Source organism: Variovorax glacialis, assembly GCF_051216375.1.
Lineage (GTDB): Bacteria > Pseudomonadota > Gammaproteobacteria > Burkholderiales > Burkholderiaceae_C > Variovorax.
Map to the genome: position 1 here is coordinate 34,019 of NZ_JBPJZT010000024.1, position 16,016 is coordinate 50,034.

The 16,016-nt window shown below is 66.4% G+C and carries 17 protein-coding genes; 6 read left to right on the forward strand and 11 right to left on the reverse strand.

Going from position 1 to position 16,016, the window contains the following annotated elements; genetic code table 11:
- The first annotated feature begins 98 nt into the window (after nt 1-98).
- Nucleotides 99-1,640, forward strand: coding sequence for an arylsulfatase (locus ACSFBL_RS32540; protein WP_435519950.1), 1,542 nt, complete (start codon nt 99-101; stop codon nt 1,638-1,640).
- A 19-nt stretch (nt 1,641-1,659) separates the two neighbouring features.
- Nucleotides 1,660-2,217 carry a hypothetical protein gene (locus ACSFBL_RS32545; protein ID WP_435519951.1) on the forward strand — a complete coding sequence of 186 codons (558 nt, stop codon included), beginning with the start codon at nt 1,660-1,662 and terminating at the stop codon, nt 2,215-2,217.
- A 10-nt stretch (nt 2,218-2,227) separates the two neighbouring features.
- Here the strand turns inward: ACSFBL_RS32545 and ACSFBL_RS32550 are convergent, their stop codons facing one another.
- Together ACSFBL_RS32550 and ACSFBL_RS32555 are read right to left on the reverse strand one after the other, a co-directional pair.
- Nucleotides 2,228-2,458 (reverse strand): hypothetical protein, encoded by a 231-nt coding sequence (locus tag ACSFBL_RS32550; RefSeq protein WP_435519952.1) that lies wholly within the window; start codon nt 2,456-2,458, stop codon nt 2,228-2,230.
- A gap of 134 nt (nt 2,459-2,592) precedes the next feature.
- Complete coding sequence (locus ACSFBL_RS32555; RefSeq protein ID WP_435519953.1) at nt 2,593-2,946, reverse strand: response regulator transcription factor; 354 nt, start codon at nt 2,944-2,946, stop codon at nt 2,593-2,595.
- Nucleotides 2,947-3,341: 395 nt separating this feature from the next.
- Here ACSFBL_RS32555 and ACSFBL_RS32560 point away from each other — a divergent pair, with 395 nt between their 5' ends.
- The 3 genes from ACSFBL_RS32560 to ACSFBL_RS32570 are packed head-to-tail and all read left to right on the forward strand — an operon-like array spanning nt 3,342 to nt 6,462.
- Complete coding sequence (locus ACSFBL_RS32560) at nt 3,342-5,819, forward strand: arylsulfatase (protein WP_435519954.1); 2,478 nt, start codon at nt 3,342-3,344, stop codon at nt 5,817-5,819.
- A 14-nt stretch (nt 5,820-5,833) separates the two neighbouring features.
- The gene (locus tag ACSFBL_RS32565; RefSeq protein WP_435519955.1) at nt 5,834-6,118 is read left to right on the forward strand and encodes a hypothetical protein; all 285 of its coding nucleotides are present in this window, start codon (nt 5,834-5,836) and stop codon (nt 6,116-6,118) included.
- Entirely contained in the window at nt 6,100-6,462 is a 363-nt protein-coding gene (locus ACSFBL_RS32570; protein WP_435519956.1) for a hypothetical protein, read from the forward strand. The genes ACSFBL_RS32565 and ACSFBL_RS32570 overlap by 19 nt, the downstream gene beginning before the upstream one ends.
- 49 nt (nt 6,463-6,511) lie before the next feature.
- Here the strand turns inward: ACSFBL_RS32570 and ACSFBL_RS32575 are convergent, their stop codons facing one another.
- From ACSFBL_RS32575 to ACSFBL_RS32600, 6 genes are all read right to left on the reverse strand, one after another.
- Entirely contained in the window at nt 6,512-6,910 is a 399-nt protein-coding gene (locus ACSFBL_RS32575; RefSeq protein ID WP_435519957.1) for a hypothetical protein, read from the reverse strand.
- Nucleotides 6,907-7,884: a formylglycine-generating enzyme family protein gene (locus tag ACSFBL_RS32580; protein ID WP_435519958.1), complete on the reverse strand. Its 978-nt coding sequence runs from the start codon at nt 7,882-7,884 to the stop codon at nt 6,907-6,909. The genes ACSFBL_RS32575 and ACSFBL_RS32580 overlap by 4 nt, the downstream gene beginning before the upstream one ends.
- 8 nt (nt 7,885-7,892) lie before the next feature.
- A complete protein-coding gene (locus ACSFBL_RS32585) occupies nt 7,893-8,645 on the reverse strand; it encodes a YfaZ family protein (protein WP_435519959.1) in 753 nt (250 codons plus the stop codon).
- Nucleotides 8,642-9,436, reverse strand: coding sequence for a DUF3313 domain-containing protein (locus ACSFBL_RS32590; protein ID WP_435519960.1), 795 nt, complete (start codon nt 9,434-9,436; stop codon nt 8,642-8,644). Before ACSFBL_RS32590 ends, ACSFBL_RS32585 begins: the two co-directional genes overlap by 4 nt.
- A 130-nt stretch (nt 9,437-9,566) precedes the next feature.
- Nucleotides 9,567-10,184, reverse strand: coding sequence for a response regulator transcription factor (locus tag ACSFBL_RS32595; protein ID WP_435519961.1), 618 nt, complete (start codon nt 10,182-10,184; stop codon nt 9,567-9,569).
- Nucleotides 10,181-11,959 (reverse strand): sensor histidine kinase, encoded by a 1,779-nt coding sequence (locus tag ACSFBL_RS32600; protein ID WP_435519962.1) that lies wholly within the window; start codon nt 11,957-11,959, stop codon nt 10,181-10,183. Before ACSFBL_RS32600 ends, ACSFBL_RS32595 begins: the two co-directional genes overlap by 4 nt.
- Before the next feature lie 379 nt (nt 11,960-12,338).
- Here ACSFBL_RS32600 and ACSFBL_RS32605 point away from each other — a divergent pair, with 379 nt between their 5' ends.
- The gene (locus ACSFBL_RS32605) at nt 12,339-12,890 is read left to right on the forward strand and encodes an OmpA/MotB family protein (RefSeq protein WP_435519963.1); all 552 of its coding nucleotides are present in this window, start codon (nt 12,339-12,341) and stop codon (nt 12,888-12,890) included.
- A 10-nt stretch (nt 12,891-12,900) separates the two neighbouring features.
- Here the strand turns inward: ACSFBL_RS32605 and ACSFBL_RS32610 are convergent, their stop codons facing one another.
- From ACSFBL_RS32610 to ACSFBL_RS32620, 3 genes are read right to left on the reverse strand one after another with little or no spacing between them, the layout of a single operon-like run.
- Nucleotides 12,901-13,617, reverse strand: coding sequence for a nitroreductase (locus ACSFBL_RS32610; RefSeq protein WP_435519964.1), 717 nt, complete (start codon nt 13,615-13,617; stop codon nt 12,901-12,903).
- Nucleotides 13,617-15,170, reverse strand: coding sequence for a class I adenylate-forming enzyme family protein (locus ACSFBL_RS32615; RefSeq protein WP_435519965.1), 1,554 nt, complete (start codon nt 15,168-15,170; stop codon nt 13,617-13,619). Before ACSFBL_RS32615 ends, ACSFBL_RS32610 begins: the two co-directional genes overlap by 1 nt.
- A gap of 53 nt (nt 15,171-15,223) precedes the next feature.
- Nucleotides 15,224-16,000 carry an SDR family NAD(P)-dependent oxidoreductase gene (locus ACSFBL_RS32620; RefSeq protein WP_435519966.1) on the reverse strand — a complete coding sequence of 259 codons (777 nt, stop codon included), beginning with the start codon at nt 15,998-16,000 and terminating at the stop codon, nt 15,224-15,226.
- Nucleotides 16,001-16,016: the final 16 nt, after the last annotated feature.

Consider the following 16,016-nt stretch of genomic DNA (forward strand, 5'->3'; position numbering starts at 1 on the left):
TGCCCTTTGGGGCAAGCCGGCTGCCCTTTGTCCGTATTTCCAGCCTTCGCCTGCCCTGTCAGGATGGGCTGCACGCAACCGCAGAACTGGAGAGACGCATGGCCACCAAGGCTCCCAACATCGTGATGATCATGTCCGACGACGTCGGCATCTGGAATCTCAGCTGCTACCACCGCGGCATGATGGGCGGCAGCACGCCGAACATCGATCGCATCGCGAAGGAAGGGGCGCTCTTCACGGACTACTACGGCCAGCAGTCGTGCACGGCCGGCCGCGCTGCCTTCATCCTCGGGCAGACGCCATTCCGCACCGGACTGCTGAAAGTCGGCATGCCGGCCGCGAAGCAAGGCCTGCAGGATGGCGATCCGACCATTGCCGAGCTGCTCAAGCCCCTCGGCTACGCCACGGCGCAGATCGGCAAGAACCACCTGGGCGACCGCAACGAATACCTGCCTACGGTGCATGGCTTCGACGAGTTCTACGGCATCCTCTATCACCTCAATGCGATGGAAGAGCCCTACGACGGCGAGTATCCGAAGATGGCCGGCTTTCATGAGCAGTTCGGGCCGCGCAACGTCATTGAAAGCTACGCGACCGATGTCGACGATCCGACCGAAGAGCCGCGCTGGGGCCGCGTCGGCAAGCAGAAGATCATCGATGCCGGTCCCTTGCCTCCGGGCCCGGGCATGGACCCGGCAGCCAAGTTCAACATGGAGGACGTCGACGCCGAACTCGTGCGACGCTCGATCGACTTCATCGATCGCTCGGTGAAGGCGGACAAGCCCTTCTTCCTCTGGCACAACTCCACGCGCTGCCATGTGTGGACCCACCTGGGCCCGAAGTGGAAGGACAAGAGCGGCTTCGGCATCTTCGCCGACGCGATGATGGAAATGGACTGGATCGTCGGCGAGATCCTCAAGAAGCTCGACGACGAAGGCATCGCCGACAACACCATCGTGATGTTCACCAGCGACAACGGCGCGGAGATCTTCAGCTGGCCCGATGGCGGCAACCATCCCTTCCGCGGCGAGAAGGGAACGGTCTTCGAAGGCGGCTTCCGCGTGCCGATGGTGGCCAAGTGGCCCGGCGTGATCAAGCCCGGTACGATCGTCAATGACATCGTGGCGGCCGAGGACTGGATGCCGACCCTCCTGGCCGCCGCGGGCGATCCCCAGATCAAGGAAAAGCTGCTGACAGGCCACAAGGCGGGCGAGAAGACCTTCAAGAACCACCTCGACGGCTACAACTTCATGCCCTACTTCAAGGGCGAAATTCCGGCACCCCGGCACGAGTTCTTCTATTTCAGCGACAACGGCGACCTGATGGCCGTGCGCTACAACGCCTGGAAGGTCAGCTTCAAGACTATCGAGGGGAATCTCTTCAATGGGAAGCCGGAGAGCACCAACGTGCCGCTGGTGACCAACCTGCGGCAGGACCCGTGGGAGCGATACCAAGACGAAAGCCTGCTGTATGGCCGCTGGTGGGGCGAGAAGCTCTGGACCATGATCCCGGCCGTCGGGATCGTCGGCAAGTTCCTGACCACCTTCAAGGACTATCCGCCGAGCCAGGTGTCCATGACGCTGAGCGTCGAGAAGGCCCTGAGCATGTTGCAGGCGGGAAGCCGGGGCAGCGGCACCTGAGGCGAAGCGAGCGTCCGCGATGGGATCCGTCACCAAGCCCAAGTTGCCCGCCAAGCAGCGGGTGATCGACGAGCTCCTCGAAATCGCGGTCCTCACGGCCTACCTCTTCATCACGATCGCCGCGGTGAACCTGATGAAGGCCGCGGTCCTTCGCGATCACGGCATCGACCTGGGGTACTGGGGCGTTGCCATCGTGAAGGCCCTGCTGCTCGCCAAGTTCGTGATGGTCGGCAAGGCCCTGAAGGTCGGCGAACACAACCCCGAAAGCCCGCTGATCTGGCCGACGCTGCGAAAGGCCTTTTCCTTCGCGGCGTTGCTGATCGTCCTGACGGTCATCGAGGAGGTCGTGGTCGGGTGGATTCACCGGCGTTCCATGGGTGACTCCCTGGCCGACATGTTCGTGACGCGTCTGCCCGAAGTGCTCGCCGGCATATTCATCCTGGTGCTGGTGCTCATTCCCTATTTCGCGTTCCAGGTGCTCACCGAAGCGCTGGGCGAACGCAGGCTGATCGCCATGTTCCTGTGGGACCGCCATGCGGGCGAGAACAGACCGCCCGCGAAGGACCGCGGCCCCTAGCCGCCGGCCGCTAGTAGCGCCTGCGAACCACCGCGCCGTTGGGCCCGGCGCAGCCTTCCCGATAGACACCCTTGGCGCACGTGACTTGTGCAGGCGGCGGCTTCTTGACCACCGCGGCGCCGTTGGGCCCGGCGCAGCCGGCGCGGTACACGCCGGCGGCGCAAGTGACCGCCCAGGATGCGGACGGAACGAGTCCGAGAATGCCGAGCGCCGTTGTCGCGGCGAGAAGGTAGCGCTTCATGGTGACTCCTTGGGTGATGCCGACGAACTGGCGGCTGTGGTGGGGTGCATCATCGCGCGATCGGACGCCGGTGGGAATGGGGTCCGAGGGCAAGTCACCTGCCCGAAAGGGAAGGCGCCCAGGCGCGCCGCGTCTCACGGCGTCGAGCCAGCCTGTACCGCAAGCTCGATGGCAGCCAGCAGGTCTTTGCCGTGGAACGGCTTCGCGAGATAGCCCGAGGCGCCGCGTCGCGTCGCCTCGTCGCGCAGCTGCGGGGCGTCGTGTGCGGTGATCACGATGACCGGCGGCCCGCTCCCGCGCCTGCGCAACTCGGTCAGCAAGTCCAGGCCGGACATGCAGGGCAGATGGAAATCGCTCACGATGCAATCCGCGATCGCGTTCGGGCCGCTCGCCAGCAAGGCTTCCGCCGATGCATAGGTCTCGGTCTTCAGTCCGGCTGCCTGGAGAAGGCGCTCGATCGCCTGGCGCATGCTGTCGTCGTCTTCCACCACAAGCACCACGCGAGTCGGGTTTGACGTCATTGCGGGAAGGCACATCGCCGGTGGCCGCGTCCTCGCGAGAAGTGCAGCGGGGCGGTATTCATGCGCGCGACTCCTTCTCTCCGTTGCGTGGTGATGCGCGAGCTCGCGCCGCCGGGCGACCGATCGGCGAGCTGCGTTCGGTTCGGAGTGATCATTGCGCGTCGGCGCGCGAAAGGTAACTGGGTCGAAGGGCAGATCCATTGCCCGAAAGGGAAGCGGGACGCTCCTCTTCATCGAGCGCTGCGTCTTTCGGGCAACGTAGTTGCCCCTCGACCGGATTTACGCGTCGACCCGCGACCGGGATCATGTCCCGCAGGCCCTCCCAATTGCGGCCGGGCCTGCACTTTCGAAAGGGGCATTCCATGAAGAAGGAAGCAACCAGATCGCGCGGCGCCGTGAACGCGATGGCAATTCTTGTCGCCGCGATGGTGGCCGTCGGCCCGGCCGCGGGCCAGCAGGTCAACGGCGTGCTGGGCACGCCGAGCGCCACGACGACCATCGAAGGCGCGCAGATCCCGCCGCAGCCGCCGAAGTTCGGCGGCGTGATCAAGGAAAGCGCCAAGGACTCGAAGACCTGGTGGCCGCCTCGCGTCGTGCCGCCCAAGGGCGCGCCCAATGTGCTCCTGATCATGACGGACGACCAGGGCTACGGGGTGAGCGGCACCTTCGGCGGCGTCATTCCGACGCCCACCCTGGACCGCGTCGCGAAGGCCGGCCTGCGCTACACGCAGTTCTGTTCCACCGCGCTGTGCTCGCCGACGCGTGCGGCGCTGATCACCGGGCGCAACCACCATTCGGCCGGCTTCGGCGTCATCACCGAGCTCTCGACCGGCTACCCGGGCTACGACTCGATCATCACGCCGGACAAGGCGACGATCGGCACGATCCTCAAGGGCAACGGCTACGCGACGTCGTGGTTCGGCAAGAACCACAACACGCCCGGCTTCCAGTACAGCGCGGCGGGCCCCTTCGATCAGTGGCCCTCGGGCATGGGCTTCGACTACTTCTACGGCTTCATGGGCGGCGAGACCGATCAGTGGGAGCCGTACCTGTTCCGCGATCACTCGCAGATCTTCCCCTGGGTCGGCAAGGAGGGCAGCTACAACCTGACCACCGACATGGCGGACGAGGCGATCTCCCATATCAAGAACCTCGACGCCGCATCGCCGGAGCAACCTTTCTTCGTCTACTACGTGCCCGGCGGAAGCCACTCGCCGCACCAGCCGACGAAGGAGTGGATCGACAAGTTCAAGGGCAAGTTCGACATGGGCTGGAATGTCATGCGCGAGCAGATCTTCGCCAACCAGAAGCGGCTGGGCGTCATTCCCGCGGACGCCAAGCTCACCGACTGGCCCGACAGCCTGCCGAAATGGGAGACGCTCTCGGCCGACGAGAAGAAGCTCTTCGCGCGCCAGGCGGAGGTCTTCGCGGCGTACACGGCCTACACCGACTACGAGATCGGCCGCGTCATTCAGCAGGTGCAGGACATGGGCAAGCTCGACAACACGCTGGTCATCTACATCAGCGGCGACAACGGCACCAGTCCCGAGGGCACCACGATCGGCACGCCCAACCAGTACACCGCCTACAACGGCATCCTCGACGTGCCGGTGCAGGAACAACTCCGGTTCTACGACGCCTGGGGTTCGTCGGCGACCTACCCGCACATGGCGGTCGCGTGGTCGTGGGCCTTCGACACGCCCTTCAAGTGGACCAAGCAGGTCGCCTCGCACTTCGGCGGCACCCGCCAGGGCATGGCCATCTCGTGGCCCGCACGCATCAAGGACGTGGGCGGCGTGCGCAACCAGTTCCACCACATCATCGACATCGTTCCGACGATCCTCGAAGCGGCCGGCGTGAAGGCGCCGGACGTGGTGGATGGCATCAAGCAGAGCCCGATCGAGGGGATCAGCATGGCCTACACCTTCGACAAGGCGAACGCCACGGTGGCCTCGAAGCGCACCACCCAGTACTTCGAGCTGATCGCCAACCGCGGCATCTACCACGAGGGTTGGTACGCCAACACGACACCGCCGGTCGCGCCCTGGGTGCTGAACGCGCCGATGCCGCCCGTGAACGAATACAAGTGGGAGCTGTACAACCTCGCCGAGGACTACTCGCAGTCGAACGACCTCGCCGAGAAGATGCCCGAGAAGGTCAAGCAGATGCAGGCCATCTTCGACCAGGAGGCCGCCAAGTACCAGGTGCTGCCGCTGGACAACTCGCAGTTCGCGAGGGCCATCGCGCCTCGCCCGAGTGCGGTCGCGGGCAAGACCGTGTTCACCTACACGGGCGAGAACTGGGGCATCCCGCTCGGCAACGCGCCGAACATCCTGAACAAGTCGTTCAAGATCACGGCCGACGTCGACGTGCCGCAAGGGGGCGGCGACGGCATGCTCGTGACCCTCGGTGGGCGTTTCGGGGGCTACGGGTTGTACCTGCTCAAGGGGCAGCCGGTGTTCACCTACAACATGCTCACGCTGCTGACGGCCCGCTGGGCGGGCGACCAGCCGCCGCTCACGCCCGGCAAGCACACCATCGTGTTCGACTTCACGTACGACGGCCCCGGCATCGCGAAGGGCGGCACGGGTGTGTTGTCCGTGGACGGCAAGACCACCCGCACCCTGTCGGTGCCGAAGACGGTGCCCTTCCTGATGCCGGCCGACGAGACCTTCGACGTCGGGGTCGACACACGAACGAGCGTGAACGAGCTCGACTACAAGGTGCCGTTCCGCTTCAACGGGAAGATCGACAAGCTGACGTTCAACCTCGGGCGGTCGCAGCTTGTCGCCGCCGAGGAGAAGAAGGTTCAGGAAGCCGTTGCCAGGGCCAAGGACTGAAAGGAGCGCACGACATGAGACGAATCCCCGCTTTCATCTGTGCATGCGGCCTGCTCGGCGCGGGCATGGCCTCCGCCCAGCAGAACATGCTGCTGGACTACGCGGCCAGCCAGATGGTTCAGAAGTTCCAGGCCGCCAGTTGCGAGCAGCTGAAGGCGCAGAAGGACGCGCCGCAGACCGACAAGCAGAAAGAGGTCAAGGCCTTCCTGCAGAACGATGCACAAGCCCGGGCCGCCTTCGTGGACAAGGTGGCCGCGCCCGTGCTCAACAAGATGTTCACGTGCGGAATGATTCCGTGACGCCGGGCGAGGAGCACATGATGAAGAAATCGAGCAGGTTGGGCACGTTCGTCACCGCTGCCGTCGCGGTGCTCGTGCTGGGCGGCTGGCCGGGGCGCGGCAACGCCTCGGAACTCGGCGAGGTCGAGGGCAAGGCCGTGGACCTCGCTGCCGCCGAGGTGATCAGGAAGTTCGAGGGCGCGACCTGCGAGCAGATCAAGGCCCGGAAGGACGAGCCGCCCACCATGGCGAAGAAGGCAGCCATCGCGCTGCTTCGTGACAACGAAAAGGCCCGCGTGGCCTTCATCGATCGAATTGCCGCCCCCGTCCTGAACAAGATGATCGAGTGCGACATGGCGCCGTGAGACGCCTGCAGGGCGGAGGCCGCCGGCCCGGATCGAAGCCGCCGGAGGCTCAGGCGTCCGTTCGCGCCGCGTGGACCAGAAGCCCCGCCACGATCGCATGCAGGACGACCGCCGGCCACAGCAGAAGGCCCACCGGCGGATGCCCCAGGCCGACCCAGGCGAGGTAGAGCGCGATCAATGCGTTGTAGGCCAGCATGGCGCGCGAGGGCTTCATGGTGCCCTGCAGGCCGCGCCCGCCCGGCCAGCAGGCCCAGCCGAGGGCCATCAGCGCAATGCCGCAGACGCGGCCGAGCGCCAGCGACGCACCCTGGACCTCGACACCGAACAGCCCGCGGACGACGAGTGCGGGCACCATGAGCGAGGCGAGGCCGGTGACGCCTTCGACGACCGCGGCGAAGGCGAGGATCCGCCCGAGCCTGGCGGGGACCGCGTCGTTTGCCAGTGTCATGGCTGTCCCTGCAAGCGCACGATGCATCGGAACCCCAGGTGCGAGGTCGACGTGTCCACTGGCTGCGGCATGCGCGCGGCCGGCCGGTAGCGCCGGCAATAGTTCGGCGCACAGAGGTGCGAGCCGCCCTTCATGACCTTGCGCGGGATCGGGATCTGCGGCATGCCGGGATCGAAGCTCTGCTCCTTCGCGGCGCCGCGCGGGTTCACCGGGATGCAGCAGGCCTTGAGTTTCTCGTCCGGATGCCTCGGCGAATACCAGGTCTGGGTCCACTCCCAGACGTTGCCGATCATGTCGTGGAGGCCGTAGCCGTTGGGCGCGAAGCTGCGCACGGGCGAGGTGCCCGTGAAGCCGTCCTCGGCCAGGTTCTGCCACGGGAACTCGCCCTGCCACGTGTTGGCCTGGTGAACGCCTCCCGGCGCGAGTTCGCTGCCCCAGGCGTATTCGGTTCCTTCCAGTCCGCCGCGTGCCGCGAACTCCCACTCGGCTTCGGTCGCGATCTCCTTGCCGGCCCACTTCGCATAGGCCTCGACATCGCTCCAGGCCAGGTGCACCACGGGATGGTCGTCCTTGCCGGCGATGGTGCTGCCCGGACCTTGCGGCTGGCGCCAGTTGGCGTCGGCGACGAAGCCCCACCACTGGAAGTGGTCGCGCAGGCTCACGCGGCCCGGCGGCGCCACGAACACCGACGAGGCGGCCCTGAGCATCTCGGGCAGCGCGCCCGGATAGTCCTTGGGATCGGGCGGGAGTTCGCAGAAGGTCACGTGGCCGGTGGCCTCGACGAAGGCGCTGAACTGCGCGTTGGTGACCGGCGTCGCATCCATCCAGAAGCCGTCGACCGTCACGCGGTGCGACGGCTTCTCCTCGGGGTAGTGGTGGTCCGAGCCCATGCGGAAGGTGCCGCCCGGAATCCACACCATGCCCGGAGGCGGCGCCTGGACGACATCGATCGATGCGGAAGTTTCAGTCGTCATGCTTTCGTTCAGAACTTGAATCCGGCGCCGAAGTAGAGGCCGCCCATGGCCACCTTGTTGAGCAGCCCATCGTCGCGCTTGTACGCCAGGTAACGATAGCCGAGCTTGAAGGAGGTGGTCGGGGAATATTGGTAGCTGGCGCCGGCGATCGCCTGCCAGCTCGAGCTCGAGCCGCCCTCCCCGACGTCCAGATAGCCCAGCAGCGACCACTTGTCGCCGAGCGGCACGATCGTGCGCACGCCGACGATGCCGTCGGTCGAGCCGGCCTTCTCCCCGAGCTGCGCACCGAGGCCGCGCAGGCTGGGCGCAATGTCGACGGTGGTCTTGGCGTCGACATAGCGCACGCCGCCAAGCACGTCGACCGCCACCGGGCCGTCGACCACGCGGTAGAAGCCGGCCAGCGTCGCGATGGTCTGGTCGAACTTGACGTTGTAGCCGCCCAGCAGGCCGCCGGCCAACTGGTTCGACACGCCGAGCTTCACGTATTGCACGTCGAGCCATCCGCCCCATGGGCCCTTGCGGGCTTCGAGCGTCCCCATGGCGCCGAAGTCAAGCGCCTCCAGGATGCTCTTGGAACTGACCGACACCGTATTCCCGGGAAACGGCCCCAGCTTGAGATCCGAGCGGATGCCCGCCAGCCAGAGATAGGGAACGAATTCGAACTGCCACTCGTTGGCGGCAGGCATATTCGTCTGCGCCGCCGCGGACAGGCAGCCCGTCGCGGCGGCGAGGCTGCAGAAGGCGGTGGACAACGCTTTCATTGCGGTGATTGGGCGCGCAGTTCGGCAAATCGCCGGGCGAAGGCGGCCGACCATTTGTTGAAGGCGTCCTGCGCGTAGCTCCAACTTGTGAAGGAACTCACGTAGCCGTTCATCCAGGCCTCCGCGGCGGTGGTGGCCCCCTTGTCGAGGTCGGCCGCGTACTTGAGCCCGATCTGGGTGTCCGCGCACTCGGCCAGCACCGCGCCCGACGCACCGTCGCGGAACTGTGCCTCGAGGCCGGTCCTGCCCAGGTAGGGCGTCGAGCCGGCGGGGCGGCCGGTCGCTGCCCCGGAGCCCATCTCGGCAACGAAGCCATAGGGCACCGCCGTGCCGGCCATGCTCGCCAGCGTGTTCGTCGGCACCAGCGAGGTCAATGCAAGCCGGACCCGCAGCACGCCCGGGCCGGCCGCGTTGACGACCTGCACGTCGGGCGCCAGGCTCTTGACCATCGCACTGTGGAAGTAGTCGACCAGCGCCTTGAGATCGCTGGGGTCGATCGGGCTCTGTTCCGTGGCCGGCGTGACGTAGACCTGGATACGCTCGAACATCACTTTGTCGTAGCTTCTCCAGTTGACGCCGGCCTGCCGCCAGCACAGGAAGCCGCCGTTCGCGGGCTGGGCCTTCAGCTTGTCGGGCTCCGACAGGAAGCCGACGTTGGAGACCTTGGCGAGGTGGTCCGAGGCGGTGATGCCGGCGTTGCCCGATCCGGGCGTCGCGCAGCCTGACGCGAGAAGGACCAGCGCCGCTGCGATGCAGGCGCTGGGCAAGGTTCGGCGGAAGAGCGGTGTCATCGAGTTCCTTCGGTGCGGCGAGCGTCGGCGCGAGGCGCCTTCACGATCGTCGCCTTGGACCCGATGGACGACCATCCGGGAAAGGGGCAGTTTGACTGCCCGAAAGGGCAGCCGGCACTCGGTTCCTGCATCAGGGAGCGCTGCGGCTCAGCCTTTCGGCCAGGGCGCCGAGTTCGGCCGCCGAGTCCACGCCGAGCTTGACCATCAACTGCGCGCGCTGCGTCTTGATCGTGCGTTCGCTGATGCCGAGTTCGTCGGCGATCTGCTTGTTGAGCTTGCCTGCGACGATGCGGTCGAAGACCTCGCGCTCGCGCGTCGAGAGCGTGGCGAACAGGGCGCGCAGACGCGCGGCCTCGGCGCTCACAGCCCGCCGCGCCGCATCGCGCTCGAGTGCGCGCCCGAGTGCCGCAAGCAGGGCATCGCGCTGGATCGGCTTTTCCAGGAAGTCCACCGCCCCGCCCTTCAGGGCCTGCACGGTGGAAGGCACGTCCGCATGCCCTGTCAGGAAGACGATCGGCAGCGCGATGCCGCTTTCCTCCAGCGCGCCCTGAAGGTCGAGGCCCGAAGGACCGGGCATGCGCACATCGAGCAAGAGGCAACTCGGACGATCGGGCGGTCGATGCAGGAGGAACTCGCCAGCCGACGCATACCCGCGCGCCTCGAAGCCCGCCGCTTCGAGCAGGCGCAGCAACGCGATGCGCAGCGACTCGTCGTCATCGACGACATGAATGAGCGGTGAAGTGGTCATGCAGGGGCGGTGGTCGGAATGCTGCTCTCATCGTGCACGGGCAACGAGACGGTGAAGACGGTGCCGTGGTCGGGATCGCTCTCCACGCGGATGCCGCCCTTGTGCGCTTCGACGATGGTCCGGGCGATCGACAGCCCTAGCCCCATGCCGCGGCGCTTGGTGCTGAAGAACGAATCGAAGAGCCTGGGAAGATGTTCGGGCGCGATGCCCGGGCCCCGGTCGCGCACGGTCATGGCCAGTCCCCCGGCCCGCGACTCGACCGACACGGTGACCGTGCGCCGGTCCCCGGGCAGTCCGGCGACAGCATCCATTGCATTGAGCACGAGGTTGATGAGCACTTGCTGGATCTGGACCGGGTCGCCGAAGACGCGGCCCGACGCCGCGGAATCCCGCACCACGAGATTCACCTCCCTGCGCCGCGCTTCGGCCTGGAGGATGCCGCACGCATCGCTCACGACCCCGCCGAGATCGAAGGCCTGGCGTTCGATCTCCTTGTTGGACAGGAGCGTGCGCAGGCGGCGAATGACATCGCTGGCGCGCAGGTCGTCGCGCCGGATGTCGCTCAGGATCATGCGCAGGTCCTCGCGCCGATCCGTGCCGGACTGGAGGATCAGTTCAGCGGTATCGGCATTGGTCAGGATGGCCGCCAGCGGCTGATTGATCTCATGCGCGATCGAAGCCGTCAGTTCGCCGGCCATCGCCAGGCGCGAGGCGTGCGCGAGTTCGCTGCCGCGCTGCACCAGCGCCGTCTCGGCTTTGCGGCGACGGTGGTGCTCGATCAGGAGTGAGGCGATGAGCCCGGCCTGCAGCAGGATGATCGTGCCGCCAACGAGGGCGACCGACCGGTACGCCTCCCAGAACGTGGGCTGCCTGAACTGCACCACCGCGTCCGAAGGTATGTCCTTGTCGGCGATGCCCCATCGGCGCGTCTGCCGCAGGTCGACATTCAACTCGTTGGGCATGGCCTTGGGCAGGTGCAGCGCAGCGGGCGACACGCCGTCGAGCAGGCTGTTGACGATCTGCCCCGCCTGCCGGCCCGTGGCCTCGAAGCTCGGGACGCGACCGCCCACGGCCCCGGTGCCGATGAAGGTGCTGTAGGTTCCGTAGACAGGGGCCCTGGACGCCTTGGCGATCATCTCGACCGATTCGCGCGCCGTGTACTTGAGCGTGTCGCTGCCCTGGTAGAAGCCGGGCGTGAACACGATCCAGTCTTCGTCGAGTCCGCGAAGGCGCTCCTGGATCTTGTCGGTCGACGCCCCTGCCAGGTACTCGATCGCCACCCGGCCTTCGAAACGGGCGAAGGCGTCGCGCAGCACCACCTCCCATTCGCGGTCGCGCGGGACCGCGCCGGTCACGACCAGAAGGTGGTGCGCCTTTGGATGCCAGCGCAACGCCTGCTCGACCGTGCCGGCAGGGTCGTACTCGACCGGCACGCCGATCACATCGGCGGGGAGTGTGGGGAACGGATCGGGATACGCCCTGAACGCGGCCGTGTGGACGACGGGAGCCCCGGGGAAAAGGTGCGCGCGGTGGCGCAGAACGAAGTCGAGCGATTGCCTTGCCACGGCGATGACGACATCGGGCGGCCTTCCCGCGTATTTGCGCTGCAGGTAGGTCGCAATGGTGTCGTCGTAGTCTTCGCCGGCGAATTCGGGGTAGTCGAGGAACTCGGTGAAGATCTCCACCGGCCGGTCGGCGGTATCGAGGATCGCGCCCCTCAACCCGCGCTCGACGTCGACGTTGGCCGGCACGAGGCGGCCATTGGAATAGAGCACCAGCACGTTCCGGGCGTCGGCGGCGGCCGCCGCCGGGGCGACCAGAACGCAACAAATGGCGACAAGCCACCCATGCCAGCGTCTGCCCCGATTCGGTGCGGCCGTGCGCCCTGCGCAAGGATCGCCCCGTGAAGCCTCCGCTGTCTGACTGCCCATCGTTCGATCGCGCCGCAAGTGTCGGACTTTGCATGATCCACGCAACGCTCCCGCAAGTCCACTTGCCCTTTAGGGCAACGGCTTTGCCCCAGGACCCCATTCTCAAGGGCCGCAGATCGCGTAAAGATCCGATGCGGATACCGGGTGCCCGGGCATAGGACAGGGCCGGTCGAGGCCCCTCCGGGGGTCGCATCGTGTTTGTTCAACCAAGTGGAGAAAAAGCATGAAATCAATCAAGCTCAGCCTGGTGCTCTGCGCCGCCCTGATGGCCGCGGGTTGCGTAACGGACAAGACCTACAACACCGAAGTCAGCAAGGCCAACACCTACGCAGCGCTCAACCAGAAGCTCTCGGGTGAATTGAGCGCCGACCAGGCGCAGATCACCCAGATGCAGAACGAACTCAAGGTGACGATGGTCAACGAGATCCTCTTCCCCGAAGGCGGCTGGACGCTCAGCCCGAAGGGCGAAGAGACGCTGGGCAAGATCGCGCCGACGCTGTCGAACCTGCCGGGCCAGCAGATCATCGTCCAGGGCTTCACCGACAACGAGCCGATCGGGCCGGCATTGCGGGCCCGCTTCCCGTCCAACCTGGAGCTTTCGTCGGCACGGGCGGACAGCGTCGCGCGCTACCTCACCTCGAAGGGCGTGCCGCAGAACTCGATCTCGGCCCAGGGCTTCGGCGATGCGCGCCCGGTGGCGAGCAACGCCACGCCGCAGGGCAAGGCGAAGAACCGTCGCGTCGAGATCGTGATCTCGGCAGCCAACCGGCCGTGACCGGCGTCGCCTAGAAGCCGAAGAACCGGCTGAAGCTTTCCATCGGCTCGCGCTCGGCACGCAGGCGGTTCTCCACCGCGGCCGTGTCGGCGTGGCCGAGCGCCATGCCGCATACCACCATGTGGTGCTCCGGCAGTTCCAGGACGTCGCCGAGGATGCGGGGATACATGGCCCACGCCATCTGGGGACAGGTGTCGAGGCCGCGCGCGCGAGCCGCCAGCATGATGTTCTGCATGAACATGCCGTAGTCGACCCAGCTGCTGCGGGCCATTCGCCTGTCGACCGTGAAGATGAGCCCGACCGGCGCGTCGAAGAAGGTGAAATTGCGTGCGTGCTGTCGCTGCATCGCGGCCTTGTCGCCCTTGGCGATGCCGAGCAAGGCATAGAGCTCGAAGCCGTTCCTTCGACGCCGGCCGAGGTAGGGTTCCACGAACTCGGGTGGATAGATGTCGTACTCGGGCGCGTGCTGGCCCGGCTCGTGGTGGAAGGCGTGCAGCACGCGCTCGCAGAGCGCATCCCTGGGGGCGCCCGCCAGCGCGATGACGTGCCATGGCTGGGTGTTGGTGCCGCTGGGCGCGGACGCCGCGACGTCGAGGATCTCGGCCACCGTCTGCTGCGAGACCGGTGTCGACGCGAAGGCACGAACCGATCGGCGCCCTCGCATGGCCTCATCGACCACCTCGGCCGGATCGACCGCCGCGACAGGTCTCGCGGCGCAATCCCCCATCAGACCGCCCGCCACTGGTCACCCCAGTATTTCGCCCGGACGTCCTTCTTCAGCAGCTTGCCGACCGCGCTGCGCGGCAGCGTGTCCCAGAACTCCACCGTCTTCGGCGCCTTGACGCTGCCCAGTTGGTCCTTGCAGAGGGCGATCAGTTCGGCCTCGTCGAGCGTCTGCTCGGGCTTGAGCTGCACGACCGCCTTGACCGCCTCGCCCCACTTCTCGTCCGGCACGCCGACGACGATGCAGTCGAGCACCGCCGGGTGGCCCTGGATCAGCTTCTCGATCTCGACCGGGAAGATGTTGAAGCCGCCGGAGACGATCATGTCCTTCATGCGGTCGACGATGGTGACGAAGCCACGCTCGTCGATGACACCCACATCGCTCGTGTGGTGCCAGCCGAAGGTGGAGGCGGCCGCGGTGTCCTCGGGTTTCTTGTAGTAGCCCTGCATGGTCATCGACGAACGCACCACGATCTCCCCGCGCTCGCCGGCAGGCAGGAGCTTGCCTTCCGCGTCCATGATGCCGACGCGCACGACACGGACCGGCTTGCCCGCCGCGCGCACCGCGTCTTCATCGAAGCTGCCGTCGCCGAGGAGGTAGTCCGAGGGACGCTTCACGAGGATCGGGATCAGCGTCTCGGTCTGGCCGAAGCCTTCGTACATGACCGGGCCGAACACGCGCACGGCCTCCTTGAACTTCTCCGGCGCAATCGGTGCCGCACCCACGATGAAGCACTTCAGCGAGGAGAAGTCCGTCGTCTTCGTCCTGGGGTGGGCCATCAGCGCATAGACCGCGGTGGGCGGCAGGAAGAGATGCGTCACCCGCTCCTTCTCGATCAGGCCCAGAACGGCCTCGGCGTCGAATCCGGGCAGGATGATGGTCGCGCAGCCACGGACGGCCAACCCGAGCACGATCAACCCGGCGGCATGCGTCAGGGGCGCGATCACCAGGTGCCGCGACTCGGCATTCACTTCGAACTCCATCGACACCGCGAGGCCCATCATCTCGAGCGTGCGATGCGTGTGCACCGCGCCCTTCGACGGGCCGGTGGTGCCGCCGGTGGGCTGGAGGAAGGCCACCGTCTCGGGATCTTCCTGTTCGTTGCGGAACGAATGCCAGCAATCCGCCATCCATTCGTCCATCGAGCGGCCATGCTCGGAGGCACGGTCGATGCAGATGTAGAGCCTGGCCTTCGACAACCTGGCTTTCAGCAGCGGCACGCTGCTTTCGAAGTGGCTGTGGAAGAAGACGATGTCGGCATCGAAGTAGTCCAGCACTTCCGCGTTGGTCTCGACGGCGTTCTTGATGTGCACCGACAGCCACGCCATGTCCGCGAGGTTGATGCCCAGGTGCAGCAGCGTGACGCGGTAGTCGTTGGGGCTGTAGATCGCCACGTGCGGACCGGCGCCGGCCTGCTTCTCGCGGCTGAGCGCGTTCGCGATGGCATGCGAGGTCTTCTGCGCCTGCGCAAAGTCCATACGCATCTCGCCATCGACGAAGGCCAGGTTGTCAGGGTACTGCGCAGCGGCGCCGTCGAAGTAGTCAGCGATTCTCATGGTGTATGTCTCTCGTTATGGATTGATGGGCCTGCCGCCGTCGAGGCGACGCCCTACTTCGAACGCAGGCGTGCCGCGCCGTCCAGGCGGATCGTTTCGGCGTTGACGTAGGCGTTCTCGACGATGAACGCGCAGCAATGCGCGAACTCGCGCATGTCGCCCAGGCGTCGGGGCGCTTCCATCTGCTCCTTGAGCGACGCGAGCACCTTTTCGTCGAGGCCGGCGACCATCGTGGTCAGGAAGAGTCCGGGGGCGATGGCGTTGACGCGCACGCCGATGGCGCCCAGCTCGCGGGCGGCCGGCATGTTCATGCCGATGATGGCGGCCTTGGACGCGGCATAGGCGGCCTGGCCGATCTGGCCTTCGTAGGCGGCACCCGAGGACACATTGATGACGACGCCGCGCTCCTCGCCGACTTCCGCCTCGTTCTTCGCCATCTGCTCGGCGCACTTCGACATCACGTTGAAGACGCCGTTGATGTTGACCGCGGTGGTCTGCGCGAAGCGGGCCAGCGGTGCCGCCTTGCCGTCCTTGCCCAGCACCTTGAAGCCGGTCGGAATGGCCGCGCCGTTGATGCAGACGTGGATGGCGCCGAAGCGGTCCATCACGGCATCGACGGCCCTTTGCACGGAGGTCTCGTCGCTGACGTCGGTCTGCACGAACATCGCGCTGTCGGCGCCGAGGTCCGCCACGGCCGACTGGCCGGCATCGAGGTTCACGTCGAAGATCGCGACTTTCGCGCCCTTTTCCTTGACCATGTAGCTGGCCGTTGCCAGGCCGAGGCCCGATGCACCGCCGGTGATGACGATGACTTTGTCCTTGATTCGCATGACGTGTGTCCTGTGG

Coding starts and splice junctions, on each gene's coding strand:
- ACSFBL_RS32565 (WP_435519955.1), top strand. CDS start 5,834: ATGAGACGAATCCCCGCTTTCATCTGTGCATGCGGCCTGCTCGGCGCG.
- ACSFBL_RS32615 (WP_435519965.1), bottom strand. CDS start 15,170: ATGAGAATCGCTGACTACTTCGACGGCGCCGCTGCGCAGTACCCTGAC.
- ACSFBL_RS32590 (WP_435519960.1), bottom strand. CDS start 9,436: ATGACACCGCTCTTCCGCCGAACCTTGCCCAGCGCCTGCATCGCAGCG.
- ACSFBL_RS32585 (WP_435519959.1), bottom strand. CDS start 8,645: ATGAAAGCGTTGTCCACCGCCTTCTGCAGCCTCGCCGCCGCGACGGGC.
- ACSFBL_RS32610 (WP_435519964.1), bottom strand. CDS start 13,617: ATGGGGGATTGCGCCGCGAGACCTGTCGCGGCGGTCGATCCGGCCGAG.
- ACSFBL_RS32560 (WP_435519954.1), top strand. CDS start 3,342: ATGAAGAAGGAAGCAACCAGATCGCGCGGCGCCGTGAACGCGATGGCA.
- ACSFBL_RS32575 (WP_435519957.1), bottom strand. CDS start 6,910: ATGACACTGGCAAACGACGCGGTCCCCGCCAGGCTCGGGCGGATCCTC.
- ACSFBL_RS32545 (WP_435519951.1), top strand. CDS start 1,660: ATGGGATCCGTCACCAAGCCCAAGTTGCCCGCCAAGCAGCGGGTGATC.
- ACSFBL_RS32605 (WP_435519963.1), top strand. CDS start 12,339: ATGAAATCAATCAAGCTCAGCCTGGTGCTCTGCGCCGCCCTGATGGCC.
- ACSFBL_RS32595 (WP_435519961.1), bottom strand. CDS start 10,184: ATGACCACTTCACCGCTCATTCATGTCGTCGATGACGACGAGTCGCTG.
- ACSFBL_RS32540 (WP_435519950.1), top strand. CDS start 99: ATGGCCACCAAGGCTCCCAACATCGTGATGATCATGTCCGACGACGTC.
- ACSFBL_RS32550 (WP_435519952.1), bottom strand. CDS start 2,458: ATGAAGCGCTACCTTCTCGCCGCGACAACGGCGCTCGGCATTCTCGGA.
- ACSFBL_RS32620 (WP_435519966.1), bottom strand. CDS start 16,000: ATGCGAATCAAGGACAAAGTCATCGTCATCACCGGCGGTGCATCGGGC.
- ACSFBL_RS32580 (WP_435519958.1), bottom strand. CDS start 7,884: ATGACGACTGAAACTTCCGCATCGATCGATGTCGTCCAGGCGCCGCCT.